Origin of the sequence: Microcoleus sp. CAWBG58, assembly GCF_020883045.1 — a bacterium.
In the GTDB taxonomy this organism is placed as follows: domain Bacteria; phylum Cyanobacteriota; class Cyanobacteriia; order Cyanobacteriales; family Microcoleaceae; genus Microcoleus.
In genome coordinates this window covers 15,496-28,902 of record NZ_JAHRFA010000004.1, presented here as the reverse complement: position 1 = coordinate 28,902, position 13,407 = coordinate 15,496, and the positions used below count along the sequence as shown (strand labels likewise).

13 protein-coding genes are annotated in these 13,407 nt (G+C 45.4%); 3 read left to right on the top strand and 10 right to left on the bottom strand.

Annotation, left to right across the window (positions count from 1 at the left end; genetic code table 11):
• Positions 1–795: 795 nt before the first annotated feature.
• Positions 796–4,347, bottom strand: coding sequence for a methionine synthase (gene metH / locus QZ918_RS02200; RefSeq protein WP_293330530.1), 3,552 nt, complete (start codon positions 4,345–4,347; stop codon positions 796–798).
• A gap of 90 nt (positions 4,348–4,437) precedes the next feature.
• Here metH and QZ918_RS02195 point away from each other — a divergent pair, with 90 nt between their 5' ends.
• Positions 4,438–5,001 carry a type II toxin-antitoxin system Phd/YefM family antitoxin gene (locus QZ918_RS02195; RefSeq protein WP_293330527.1) on the top strand — a complete coding sequence of 188 codons (564 nt, stop codon included), beginning with the start codon at positions 4,438–4,440 and terminating at the stop codon, positions 4,999–5,001.
• Positions 5,002–5,365: 364 nt separating this feature from the next.
• Here QZ918_RS02195 and QZ918_RS02190 read toward each other — a convergent pair whose 3' ends face one another.
• The 6 genes from QZ918_RS02190 to ispE form a co-directional block, all read right to left on the bottom strand.
• A complete protein-coding gene (locus QZ918_RS02190; RefSeq protein ID WP_293147913.1) occupies positions 5,366–6,076 on the bottom strand; it encodes a hypothetical protein in 711 nt (236 codons plus the stop codon).
• A 195-nt stretch (positions 6,077–6,271) separates the two neighbouring features.
• Positions 6,272–6,946: a dual OB domain-containing protein gene (locus tag QZ918_RS02185; protein WP_293330524.1), complete on the bottom strand. Its 675-nt coding sequence runs from the start codon at positions 6,944–6,946 to the stop codon at positions 6,272–6,274.
• A gap of 77 nt (positions 6,947–7,023) precedes the next feature.
• Positions 7,024–7,476 (bottom strand): DUF488 domain-containing protein, encoded by a 453-nt coding sequence (locus QZ918_RS02180; RefSeq protein ID WP_293330521.1) that lies wholly within the window; start codon positions 7,474–7,476, stop codon positions 7,024–7,026.
• Positions 7,454–8,092 (bottom strand): DUF488 domain-containing protein, encoded by a 639-nt coding sequence (locus QZ918_RS02175; RefSeq protein ID WP_293330518.1) that lies wholly within the window; start codon positions 8,090–8,092, stop codon positions 7,454–7,456. Before QZ918_RS02175 ends, QZ918_RS02180 begins: the two co-directional genes overlap by 23 nt.
• A 61-nt stretch (positions 8,093–8,153) precedes the next feature.
• On the bottom strand, positions 8,154–8,507 hold the full coding sequence (locus QZ918_RS02170) for a DUF3082 domain-containing protein (RefSeq protein WP_293147910.1): 354 nt from the start codon (positions 8,505–8,507) through the stop codon (positions 8,154–8,156).
• 205 nt (positions 8,508–8,712) lie between these two features.
• The gene (gene ispE, locus QZ918_RS02165) at positions 8,713–9,690 is read right to left on the bottom strand and encodes a 4-(cytidine 5'-diphospho)-2-C-methyl-D-erythritol kinase (protein WP_293147908.1); all 978 of its coding nucleotides are present in this window, start codon (positions 9,688–9,690) and stop codon (positions 8,713–8,715) included.
• 93 nt (positions 9,691–9,783) lie between these two features.
• Between ispE and QZ918_RS33220 the strand changes: the two genes are divergently transcribed.
• Positions 9,784–10,086, top strand: a complete 303-nt coding sequence (locus tag QZ918_RS33220) for a hypothetical protein (RefSeq protein ID WP_527250378.1) — start codon at positions 9,784–9,786, stop codon at positions 10,084–10,086.
• A gap of 14 nt (positions 10,087–10,100) precedes the next feature.
• Here the strand turns inward: QZ918_RS33220 and rsmA are convergent, their stop codons facing one another.
• The gene (gene rsmA / locus QZ918_RS02160) at positions 10,101–10,931 is read right to left on the bottom strand and encodes a 16S rRNA (adenine(1518)-N(6)/adenine(1519)-N(6))-dimethyltransferase RsmA (protein WP_293330516.1); all 831 of its coding nucleotides are present in this window, start codon (positions 10,929–10,931) and stop codon (positions 10,101–10,103) included.
• Between the two features lie 395 nt (positions 10,932–11,326).
• Between rsmA and galK the strand changes: the two genes are divergently transcribed.
• Complete coding sequence (galK, locus tag QZ918_RS02155) at positions 11,327–12,406, top strand: galactokinase (protein WP_293330514.1); 1,080 nt, start codon at positions 11,327–11,329, stop codon at positions 12,404–12,406.
• On the opposite strand, the gene QZ918_RS02150 is transcribed toward galK, so the two are convergent.
• On the bottom strand, positions 12,396–12,554 hold the full coding sequence (locus tag QZ918_RS02150) for a hypothetical protein (protein ID WP_293330512.1): 159 nt from the start codon (positions 12,552–12,554) through the stop codon (positions 12,396–12,398). The two genes, galK and QZ918_RS02150, sit on opposite strands and share 11 nt — an antisense overlap.
• A gap of 392 nt (positions 12,555–12,946) precedes the next feature.
• Positions 12,947–13,276, bottom strand: a complete 330-nt coding sequence (locus QZ918_RS02145) for a hypothetical protein (protein WP_293330510.1) — start codon at positions 13,274–13,276, stop codon at positions 12,947–12,949.
• Positions 13,277–13,407: the final 131 nt, after the last annotated feature.

Genomic DNA, 13,407 nt, shown 5'->3' with positions numbered 1-13,407 from the left:
AAACCCATAATAGAGGTTCGTAGTCAGGACTTTAGTCCTCTCCAAATGCGGACTAAAGTCCTCACTACAAACCCATAATAGAGGTTCGTAGTCAGGACTTTAGTCCTCTCCAAATGCGGACTAAAGTCCTCACTACAAACCCATAATAGAGGTTCGTAGTCAGGACTTTAGTCCTCTCCAAATGCGGACTAAAGTTCTCACTACAAACCCATAATAGAGGTTCGTAGTCAGGACTTTAGTCCTCTCCAAATGCGGACTAAAGTCCTCACTACAAACCCATAATAGAGGTTCGTAGTGAGGACTTTAGTCCTCTCCAAATGCGGACTAAAGTCCTCACTACAAACCAGTTAGTCCTCTCCAAATGCGGACTAAAGTCCTCACTACAAACCAGTTAGTCCTCTCCAAATGCGGACTAAAGTCCTCACTGCAAACCCATAATAGAGGTTCGTATTCAGGACTTTAGTCCTCTCCAAATGCGGACTAAATTCCTCACTACAAACCCATAATAGAGGTTCGTATTCAGGACTTTAGTCCTCTCCAAATGCGGACTAAATTCCTCACTACAAACCCATAATAGAGGTTCGTATTCAGGACTTTAGTCCTCTCCAAATGCGGACTAAAGTCCTCACTGCAAACCCATAATAGAGGTTCGTATTCAGGACTTTAGTCCTCTCCAAATGCGGACTAAAGTCCTCACTACAAACCAGTTAGTCCTCTCCAAATGCGGACTAAAGTCCTCACTACAAACCCGAGGGATTTAAATGCACAACAGATTAGTCCGCGCGCACCAACTAATTAAGCAGTGAAGTATTTCGCGGCTGGGTGATAGGTGATAATTGCAGTGGTTGATTGTTCCGGATAAAGCTGTTCGCTTTCATCCATGTACAGGTTTATACGATCGCACTTTAACAAATCCAACTGCTTGTACTGATCCGCCATATTCGGACAAGCCGGATAGCCGAAACTGTAGCGCGAACCGCGATATCGCTGCGCCAGCATATCCCGAATGTTGTCCGGTTCCTCGCTAGCAAAACCAAATTCTCGGCGAATCCGCGCGTGAGTCCATTCTGCTACCGCTTCCGCTGTCTGTACCGCCAACCCGTGGAAGTAGAGATAATCGGTATATTGATTGTTAGCAAATAGCTTTTGGGCGTACTCCGTAGCAACTTCTCCCACCGTCGCCACTTGCATCGGAAATACATCGATTTTGCCCGATTCTTTCGGCGCGAAGAAGTCGGCAATGCACAGCCTGCGCGCCGATTTTTGCCGGGGAAAGGTGAATGTCGCAGCGGGTGTCGATACATCTTGCCCGTTACTCATAATTTCCGGATTGTAAATATACAATGAATTTCCCTCAGCTTGACAGGGGAAATACCCGTAAATTGCTTGGGGATGCAGTAACTTTTCGGTAATAATTTTGTGTTTCCATTCTTCCAGTATGGGATAAACTTTCTCTGCCAAGAAAGCATCGTATTCTTCTCGCGATTGGTCTTTTGGCTTGCGGAATTGCCACTGTCCCGCAACTAATGCTTGCAAATCTAAGTGCCAGAAAAGCTCTTCAAAGGGGATTTCTTCGGGCGATAACAGTTTGGTTCCCCAGAAAGGAGGATTCGGGCGATCGATATTTACGTCAACTGCTTCGGAACGCTTGGTATCAACAATCACCGGAGTGTCTGCCTTCTTCGCATCCTCACCCGCAGTTTCTGCCGAAGTTTTAGCTGCTTTCACGACCCCATTCTCACTCCCAACTTCATCTAAAAATCCAGCCAAATCTTCCCAGTTTCCAGCAGATTTTGCTGGCATCAGTTTGTCCATAAAATGCAAGTCAGAAAACGCATCTTTGCCGTAAACGACTTTACCTTTATAGGTATTTTGGCAGTCTTCATGGACAAACTTGGGAGTCAAAGCCGCGCCGCCCAAAATTACGGGGACAGTGATTCCTTTCTGGTTGAATACTTCCAGATTTTCCTTCATAAATGCGGTAGATTTCACCAGCAAGCCGCTCATCGCAATACAATCTGCTTTGTGCTTTTCGTAGGCTTCGATGATATTGTCAACTGGCTGTTTAATTCCCAAATTAATTACTCGGTAGCCGTTGTTTGATAGGATAATATCAACCAAGTTTTTGCCGATGTCGTGAACGTCGCCTTTGACAGTTGCAATGATGAATGTGCCTTTAGCATTGTCCCCGGATTCGGACTTTTCCATGTACGGTTCTAAATAAGCAACTGCCGCTTTCATGGTTTCTGCTGACTGCAATACAAATGGCAATTGCATTTGTCCCGATCCAAACAATTCTCCGACTACTTTCATACCGTCTAACAAGAAGGTATTGATAATTTGCAGCGGCGGATAGGTTTCTAATGCTTTGGCGAGTTGGATGTCGAGGCCGATGCGTTCGCCGTCGATGATGTGGCGCTTCAATCGTTCTTCGACGGGGAGGTTTTCGTCTTGGGTACGATCGCGCTTGGTAGTTTTGCCCGCAAACACCGTTGTCAGGTCGCCCAAGGGGTCGTAAACGCAAATATCGCCGTCGAACTCCCGTTGGTCGTAGATCAGTTTGCGGCAGATTTCCTGGTGTTTGGGGTCGATTTTGGCGATCGGCAAAATCTTATTAGCGCTGATAATCGCCGAATCCATCCCCGCCTGCATCGCTTCGTGCAAAAACATGGAATTGAGAACTTGGCGCGCCGCCGGATTCAAGCCGAAGGAAATGTTAGAAACTCCCAAAATCACGTGACATCCGGGCAATTCTTGGCGGATGCGGCGGATAGATTCGATGGTAGCTTTGCCGTTTTTTCGGTCTTCTTCAATCCCGGTAGAAATTGGCAAAGCCAGGGTGTCAAAAAAGAGTTCTGAGGCGGGAATTCCGTAGGCGAGGGCAGCGTTGTAGGCGCGTTGGGCGATCGCAAATTTTTGGTCAGCAGTTCGCGCCATCCCGTCTTCGTCAATCGTACCGATCACAATCCCCGCGCCGTATTTTTTCGCCAACTCCAAAACTTGATAAAAACGCGGTTCTCCGTCTTCGTAGTTAGTAGAATTGAGCAAACATTTGCCGCCCGCCACTTTCAAGCCGGCTTCCATCTTTTCCCACTCGGTGGAATCCAGCATTAAAGGCAGAGTTGCATTAGTCACAACGCGGGATACTAATTCTTTCATATCGCGCACGCCGTCGCGCCCGACATAATCGACGTTGACATCGAGAACGTGGGCGCCTTCTCGCACTTGTTCTCTAGCCATTGCTACTAAACCGTCCCAGTCTTCGGCGTTTAGCAAATCGCGGCATTTTTTGGAACCGCTAGCGTTGAGTTTTTCCCCGACAATTAAGAAGGAATTTTCTTGTTCGTAGGGTTGGGCGCTATAAATTGAAGCAGCGGCTGGTTCCCAACTAATTTCGCGAATCTTGGGTTTAAGAGTTGTGCCAATTTCTGACAGTTCGCGGATGTGATCGTAGCGAGTACCGCAGCAGCCACCGATGACTTGTACGCCTAAGTCTTCAACGAAGCGCATCAAGGCCATTTTTAATTCAATCGGCGTCAGTTTGTAGTGTGCGTGGCCGCCAATGTTTTCGGGTAAACCAGCGTTTGGTACGCAGGAAACCACAAAGGGCGAATGTTCGGATAGATATTTGACGTGTTCCGCCATGCGATCGGGCCCGGTGGCGCAGTTTAATCCTAAAATATCTATGGGATACGGCTGCAAAATAGCTAAAGCGGCGCTGATGTCGGAACCGACTAACATTGTGCCGGTGGCTTCCATTGTGACTGATACCATCAGCGGAATCCGCGCACCTTTTTTCTTAAATACTTCTTCAATGGCATTTAATGCTGATTTAATTTGCAGTACATCTTGACAAGTTTCGACAATAAATAAGTCAACGCCACCGTCATAAAGTCCTTCTGCTTGTTCGGTAAAAGCGGCGGTAAGCGTGTCAAAATCAATGTGTCCTAAGGTTGGCAATTTGGTGCCAGGGCCGATCGATCCTGCGACAAATCTCGGTTTTTCTGGCGTGTCAAATTCGGCCGCGATATTTTTGGCGAGTTCAGCGGCAGTTTTGTTGAGATAATAGGCTTTGTCGGCTAAATCGTACTCGGCGAGCACGATGGAAGCAGCGCCGAAGGTGTCTGTTTCGATGACATCGGCGCCTGCTTCGAGGAATCCTCGGTGCACGATGGCGACGGCTTCCGGCTTGGTGTGCACGAGATATTCGTTACAGCCTTCGTATTCTTTACCGCCAAAGTCTTCTGCTGTGAGGTTTTGGACTTGCAGGTTGGTTCCCATGGCGCCGTCGAAGACGATGACTGGGCGCGAGGGGTGGTGGAGTCGATCGAGAAATTTGCTATTCATCAGCGGTAAAAAGACGTAGGTGCTATATATTTACAATTTTCTCTATTGTGCAATATTGTCAACAATTATGCGTATCTTGAGGAACGACTGATGACTGAAGGATTTAATGCTGCTGACCGTAGTTCGATCGCACCTACGATCTTACCGATCGCCCTGGATAATTGTCAAAATTCTGCTGTGGGCGCGGCTGCGGGCGCTAAACTGGCGATCGACTCTGAGGGGTTTTTCCACTTAACTGTTGAGGAATTTTGCGAAAATGCGATCGCGATCGTGAAACGAGTGATGCAAAAGGGCGATCGTTTTATTTTACAGCAAGCAGGGAAAGATCTAGGTGCGATCGTTCCTGAAACAGAATTTCACAAGCTAGATTATCTGATGGAAACACTCAAACCCTCACAATTCTTTCCTGACGAAGAAGCATATTATGAAGATGAGAGAGGAATCCACTGCATTTACCCGGACGAACTTGTAGAAGACATTGATAATATTTTAGCAGATGTCAAGGAATTCGACGAATTATTTGGCTTATTGCCCACTGAGGAAATGGGAGAAAATATTGATATTTTCATATCTGTAGCTATTCTCATGTCTGTCGATCGTTTTTGGGTACCGGAGTACCTAATCGCCGAGAAATCCCGACTAAAAATGCTATAAGCTTAGTATTAGTAGGGTGTGTCGCCACATAAAATAAGTCGCCTCATAGGGTGTTCTTCAGCTTTGCAAATATGTGTGTAGGGGCGAAGCATGACCGCTGTCAATATAAGATTATAACTAATAAATTATATGCGGTCATGCTTCGCCCTCTTCAAAAACTCAATTTGGCAAGGGCGAAGCATTTCGGCACATAATTTATGAATGAGAACCAGAGATTTACTGCCGAAATGCTTCGCCCCTACGAATATATTTGCAAAAATGAGATGCACCCGTTTCGTAGTGAGGACTTCAGCCCTTGCATTTGATGCGGACTGAAGTCCTCACTACGAACCTTTGACTGTTTAAAAACAATTATAATTTTTCATTATTTCTTTCTCATCTTTCTCTGTGAACCTCTTTTAGGCAAGTGCTTAATTTCACTTTCGGCTGGAACTTCTACTTTTTCTACAATTTCTAAATCCACAATTTCAACCTCGCCTCCGCTGATTTCTTCAGCTTTCTCAACATCCTGCAAATCCTGCTGATGTTCGACTAACTCCAATCCAAATCCAGAATCTAAAATCGGCAATTCATCCATGGCTTCACTAATCTCAGCTTCCCCAACCCCATCGTCAATTTCCGCCGCTAAATCTTCCTCAATTTCTTGACTAATTTGAGTTTCTCTAATTTCCTTCTCAACTAACTGCAACGATAACTGTTGGTTTTCCCTTGACAAATGCTCAATCTGAGTCGCTTGAATTCTAAGCTGTTCATTCAAAACGCGAATTTCTCGGTTTTGCTGCTGAATCATTTCTTCGCCATCAGCAATAGTTCGATTTCTCTCTAATATGACTTCATTTCTAGTTTCTAATTCCAAAGCGCTCATTGCTGCTTTAATTACATTATAAAAATGCGGCTTAGACACATCAACTTGTTTAGCATTATGGCGACTTTTCCCCAAAAGTCCAATCTTTTCTCCTTGCTTAACAGCCAACACAAAACCTTGATGATTTTTAATTTTTAATTCTTTGACAAAATCAACTTGAACTAAGCTGCAAATATATCTGTGACAGTCATAATAAAATTCTGCTTTCATGAAAAAGCACCCCTTTCTGCTACAGTCCCGCAGAATTATAGCACGAAGAATGTTAAATCTCGAACAAAATCTCTAAACCTATGTCGCGCGCCGATCGCCCTACCATAATTTCAAATGTATGCGATGTCAAGAGTTGTTACTAAAATTAATCAAAAATCAAGAATCGATCGCCATTTCAATCAAAACGCCAGCTAATCAATAATAAATAATATCTTCCTCCAACTCAATCACACCCGCAATCAACTTCCAACAAGGATCGTCTCCTTCCCAATCATCAGGCCGCCAAGGCATACTTAAACTGATGGTTAGCAAACAAGCTTTTTCCGGGCGATAACCCAAATCCAACCTTCTAGTAAACACCGGATCGGTAATTGTTGCCGTCAATTTTTGATTGTATGCAGTTACAATAGATCCTTCCCATTTATTCCCACCTTCAAATCTTTTGCCGACCATTCTTACGGTAAATTTTACTGCTTTTATTAATTGTAAAGTAATGCGCTCTTCCCTTGGCAAAGATTGCATATAATCTACTGTCACAAATCGCAAATCATTATGCAAAATATATGCCCTATCGCGGAAATGTTTCAGTAAATAGGCTGAAGAAACCTTCCCAACCAGTTGCCATTTTCCCGGAAGAATAGACAGATTTTCAGACTCAAAACCAAAATCCGGCCCCGTATTTGCCAAAGGAATGTCTATAACATCTAATAATGCCGGTTCCAGTCTATTTATCTGCCGTATTTCTTTAGGAATCTGGCCGTCTGGTAAGTCGGAAATTGGACGTACCCAGTTACCATTAATTTCATTAATTCCAGCGATGCACCTGTCACCTCGTTTCCAGGAATTAGCAAGGCAAATTATCCGAGTCATTAGATTTTAGATGTTAGATGTTAGATTTTAGATTGATTCCTCTATGTATGGCGTGCACTCCCCGCCAGCTATGCAATTCAAAGATGACTAATTTTGACATTTTGCCACTTATCGTTGAGATATTCAGCAACTAAACGGCGGTGACAGTTGTGAGGCTGTGGTTCGCTACAAAGCAGACACCCGCAGTCTAGAATATCCGGCGAAATTGTTTGCTCAATTTGTCGATCGCGAATCAACTGCAAAAACTGCTGTTCATAAACATCCCAATCTCCCTTTTTCTTTTTATAATCATCCAGAATATCTTGAGTCGGCGCTAAATCCAGAATATGCACATACTCAATATTACCAATTGTCCGCAAAAAATACTCTAAATCTTTCCGCTTAGCAAAACCAGCTAGCTGCGACACATTATTCAGCCGCGTATCTATCACCCTGCGGACTCCGGCTTTTATCAAAGTATCAAAAAATTGCTCGGCGCTTTTTTGAGTAAAACCAATTGTAAATAAATTAATTGCTTTCTTTGGTGACATACGCGATTTCCAATCCGTAACGATAATAAGCTGTTTCTAAATCAACTATTTCATCTTTAACTTGAGGTTCTAATTCAAACAAGCTTAACTGAATTGGCTGATTGTTGTTTTTACCTTTGTTTTTACCTTTGTTAAACTTGCTCAAAAGTCTTGCTTCTACATCCTGGTGCGATTCCAAACTCCCATCGGACAGAATATGATTTATTTGCAAATTAAATTCCTTGAGTTTGTGGCAAACTAAAATAGTGCGGTGACAAGTAATCGGGTCTTTTTCCGCACACATTAAACTAATTTTATAATTAGTGGCGCCTTTGAGCAAGCGTTGAATTCCTGAGGCAAATAGAGTAGTCGCTGCTATGCGATCGTACAAAGCTTTACCGCTAGTATCGTAACAGCTTAAGTCTTCCGGCCTCGCACCCAATTCTTGCCCCAAAAAAACATATTGAATGCCCGCAGCAGACAGAGAATCTGTAATTTCTGATTTATTAAAATGAGGTAAATAGCGGCTGAAAGGATGCGATCGCACGTCCGCAACCGCTGTAATTCCGTGTTGTTCCAATAACAAAATAAACGCTTCAATACTGTGATTGGAGTGTCCGATCGTAAATACTTTCATTGCTTCGATCTTACTATTAAGTATTCAGCTTGCAGGCGAGATTTTCTGTGGGCTGATAGTTTCAAGCTGCGGGTTTCTTCACCAGCTTTTGAATCCCTATTTGCAAACCCAGCAGCATTAAACCGACGGCCGCCAGCCCAAAAACGCCCGTACCTAAAGCCACCATTCCCACTACTAAAGTTCGCACCGCCACACTAATTTTCAGCACAGTAATATTGGCGGAATGCAGCGGCTTGCTAGCAAAATTGAGAGCGATCGACATAGTTAGCGAATACAAACCAAAAGCGAATACGCTCGCGATCAGCGAACCAATCACGCACCGCAAAACAGTCGGCTGCTTGGGAGATACAGGCGTTATATCCCGCGCCGAACTTAGAGGTTCAGAAGTAGAATTTGGATTAGTTAAATCAGCCATGGCGATTTTAGATTTTAGATTTTAGATTTTAGATTTCTGGTTGATTTACCAAAACTAAAATCGGTGTTTCATGTCATTTTATCAGTTCTGCGATCTTAATAGACTCCGCGCAAAGTTAGATTCATTTTTGCCGTTAGCGCAGCCCTCGGAGAGGATCGCCCCCACTGACATTTAACCGACGATCGCGATCGCACCCGACAGCTAGTTACACCCTCACAATCGGCGGTTTCGTGTCATTTCCTTCCGAAAAAATCCGAATCCCAGTATTGCTAAACTTTGCTACCCAAAAATCCAAATCAGGAGAGGCGATCGCACTTTTCACCCGTTCCAGAACTTGCTGAGCTTGCTCTGGAGACTCACAGAGTGCAAACACCGTCGGCCCGGAACCAGACATCATCGCACCCAAAACCCCCGCCGACTCAAAAGCCTCCCGCAATTGCAACACCTGCGGGTACACGGGTAAAGCAACTTTTTCTAAATCGTTGTGCAGCAATTGACCAATTTTCGATCGATCTTTTTGCGCGATCGCCCCCACCATCGGCCCTGAATGCAGCCTTTGGCGGCGACATTCCAAATCTTCTGGTGCACAATAGGAACTACTGAACTGTTTGCGATAAGTTTGATACGACCATGCAGTAGAAATACTGAGATTGCGAAACTTCGCCAGCACCACACAAAAACCACCCAGATCGGGCAGGGGAGAGAGTTTATCCCCGCGACCTGTTGCCAGAGCCGTACCTCCTCCAATGCAAAAAGGCACATCAGAACCCAGAGTTCCCCCCAACTCTTGCAACTCCGATTGAGTGAGTCCCAATTGCCACAGCAAGTCCATCCCGACTAAAACTGCCGCAGCATTTGCCGAACCGCCGGCGAGCCCCGCGGCCACCGGAATCTGCTTGTGAATGGCAATCTCGACTCCGCCGTATTTCGCCAAAGCATCTGGAAATTGCTGCGCCAACAAATCCGCCGCCCGATAAGCCAGATTATTCTTGTCAGGGGGGACTTGAGGGTGATCGCAGCGCACGCGGATCGTGTCCGTTCCGATCGCGCGCAAGTCAATTCGATCGGCCAAATCTATGCTTTGAAGCACCATCGCCAATTCGTGATATCCGTCGGGGCGATCGCCTATTATCTCCAAATACAGATTGATTTTTGCTGAAGCTAGCAGAGAATATGAACGCATAGGTGATTAAGCCGCGGGTGAAAGAAACCCCTGGTTGAAGAAATTAATTGACACCAGTCAGACTACATTTTCTCACAACTCAAAGGAAATATTATGCAGGAAATGTGGAAAACTTTTTTTAGTTCGGGGTCATTTATTCCCCACGGGCGCTGTTATCGATGGCAGACCAAGTTAGTCTGGCTGCACGCAGCCTCAGATTCAATAATTGCGATCGCCTATTTCTCGATCCCGATTACACTGGTTTACTTTATTTCCCAACGCGAAAGTCATCAGTCATGTTTTGCGAGTAAACAAGAACTCGCGAACGTTATTAATCATCAGTCATCAGTAGACTTTTTGCATAAATCTTTGATTGATAGGCGAACCGCAGATGCAACCCAGATTATTTCCAGATAAAAAAGCTTGGGATTTCATTCCTTATAGTCATCGGAAAACAAATTATTGCTCAAATTTACCCATTGCGCCACGCTTAAATCTTCAGCGCGAGATTGAGGATTTATCTGTAACTTTTCTAACAATTGAACGAGTTTATCTAAATCCACAGATCCTTTTAAATTATTACGCAGCATCTTGCGCTTGCTGCCAAATCCCAACTTGACTAAAGTCTCTAAATAACGCGGATTAACTGCTGGCGTTTCGATCGCTCGGGGCAGCAGCCGCACCACCGCGGAATCGACTTTTGGCGGCGGATAAAAGTCTCTAGACGGCACATCGCAAATTAACTCGCATTCTGCTAAATACTGCACCCGCACCGACAAAGCGCCAAAAGCTGTCGAACCAGGTTTAGCGTAAAGCCTTTGGGCTACTTCTTTCTGCACCAACAGGACGATCGCATCGAAGGGTTTCGCAACAGGCACAGATATCGTTCCCAGCAGTTTTTGCAGGATTGGGCCAGTGATATTGTAGGGAATGTTGGCAACAACTTTATTGGGAGCTTGGAATTTGGGAAAGGCGATTAGTTCAGCCTCTAAATCCATTTCCAGAAAATCGCCTTGTAGCAGTAAAAAGTTGTCGTTTTTGCCTAGTTGCTTGGCAAGTTTTAGGCACAAATCTCGATCGATCTCCACCGCAACAACAGACTCAGCCGCAGCAAGCAAAGGTCGAGTCAGAATCCCAGTACCCGGCCCGATTTCCAGGACGCGATCGCCCGACAAACTTGCCGCTTTGACAATCTTATCTAAGGCTTTCTCGCTTTTGAGCCAATGTTGAGCAAACTGTTTCCGGGGTCTGGTCGATCGCATTTTTTGAATTCTTGGAGAAATCTTAGCCTGCCATTCTATCACAACCCATATTTTTTCCCAAGCTAAAGTTATGTTTATTTTTGTAAACAGGGGTTGAATTTAGCAAAAAACTTAGGCACTATAAAAAAATCAACAATAAAAAATAAGTTTATTTATTCCGAATTCCCTTGATTCACAACCTTGATTCACAACACGGAAGTCACGGATACACGGATATAGCCTTTCTCAAAAAGATGAGGTATGACTGACAGCTTACACAACCACCCAGACGTATAGGGTTCTCTTCCCAACAACTTACCTAATCTTTCTGAGAACCGCTATAGCTGTTTTTCCAAATAACAAATAACCAGTAACAAATAACCAATTACCAATTACCAATTACCAATTCTTCAAAAATGAAATTCCAACGAGTATTTGGTACATTACCCCAAACCCAAGCCAGCGCGCCCGGAAGAGTAAATATGCTGGGCGAACACACAGACTACAACGACGGATTTGTACTTCCGACTGCGATCGGGCAGCGCACAACAGTACAAATTGGCTTCAGCAGCGATACCCGACACCATTTTTATTCAGCCGAATATGACGAACTCATAAATTTTTCAGACGACGATACGATACCGCAAAAATTCGTCAGTTATATCTGCGGCTGCATCCGACTTTTAGAAAAAGAAGGGTACAAAATACCACCAATAAATCTCTACATTACCTCCGATGTGCCGATCGGCGCCGGTTTGTCCAGCAGCGCCGCTTTAGAAATAGCCACCCTCAGAGCAATCCGCGCGCTGCTGAACCTCCCCCTAGACGACGTGCGGCTGGCTCAAATCGGACAGCTAACCGAAATCCGGTATGCCGGGGTGAACTGTGGCATCATGGATCAAATGGCGTCGAGTTTAGCAGACACCAAAACCATGCTATTTCTCGACACCCGCAGCCTCGAATACCGCGCGCTACCTTTTCCCACAGGCACAGAAATTTTAGTCATTGACAGCGGTGAAAGCCACAAGCTAGCAGCCGGAAGCGGCTACAACCAGCGGCGTGCTGAGTGCGAAGAATCCGCCCGGATATTGGGAGTTAAAGCCCTTAGGGATATCACCGATCCCAAAGCAGTGGAAGTATTGCCGGAACCCCTAAAAAGGCGATCGCGCCACGTCGTCACCGAAAACAACCGCGTGCTGCAAGCAGTAAAATCTTTACCAGCCGAACGTTTCGGCGATTTAATGAATGCTTCCCATGCGAGTTTGCGCGACGACTACGAAGTTTCGGTGGTTGCAGTAGATGCCTTGGCGGCAATCTTGCAGTCAATCCCCGGAGTTTTCGGCGCGAGGCTGACGGGGGGAGGTTTTGGTGGTGCTTGTGTGGCACTGGTTAAGAGTGGGAAAGCCGATGTTATTGCATCAGAGGCGATCGATCGCCACCAGCGGGCGGGTTATAATGGTCGCGTTTTAGTTCCCGAAGTTCAAGTTAATTCTTAATCGCAGAACTATCTCCCGACACCGAAGGCCACCGCACAGTCACGATAACCGAATCCTCCTCTGCCGACCAATAATGAGGCACTCCCGGCAGCCAGAGAGCATAATCTCCTTCGCGAGACAGCAAGATTTCTTGCGAAGAAAATTGCAAGCGAAACCGCCCTTTTACCAGAATAGAAAGCGTAGTTGCTGCCGCATTTATGGGTTCTTAATTGGCGTAAAAAATAAATATAGTTTTCTCGCTCAAAAAATATCAACTGACGGTTATTACTTCGGTTATAAACATGATAGTAATTACCCGCTTGCAAGATAACTTGGCGACGTGGCATATCAGAGAGTAGGTGAGTGGCTAATCGGAGTCAGAAACCGGGGGACTCAGAAACCGGGTTTCTTCAGAAAATCTCAGGAAGATACGAAAATTCTCAGAGAAACCCGGTTTCTTGGATACGCACATGGCCTCAGAAACCGGGTTTCTTCGTAAAATCTCATGAGGAGGCGGAAATTCTCGTAGAAACCCGGTTTCTTGGACTCGGCGCGTGGGCCTCAGAAACTCCGATCGCGCAGGGCCTCAGAAACCGGGTTTCTCTCCAAAATCTGGTGGGGATGCGAAAATTGTCGCAGAAACCCGGTTTCTTGGATTTGGGGGCGATCGCGCAGGGCCTCAGAAACCGGGTTTCTCTCCAAAATCTGGTGGGGATGCGAAAATTGTCGCAGAAACCCGGTTTCTTGGATTTGGGGGCGATCGCGCAGGGCCTCAGAAACCGGGTTTCTCTCCAAAATCTGGTGGGGATGCGAAAATTGTCGCAGAAACCCGGTTTCTTGGATTTGGGGGCGATCGCGCCGGGCCTCATAAACCGGGTTTCTTGGTAACATCTCGTGAGGATGCGGAAAATATTCGTGTTATTTTGTAGTGAGATTAAGGAATATTCAAAATCAAATCATGTCTGGCGATCGCCCGGAGCATCTTAAAAGGCGATCGAACTTATATACAAAAATCAAAATAA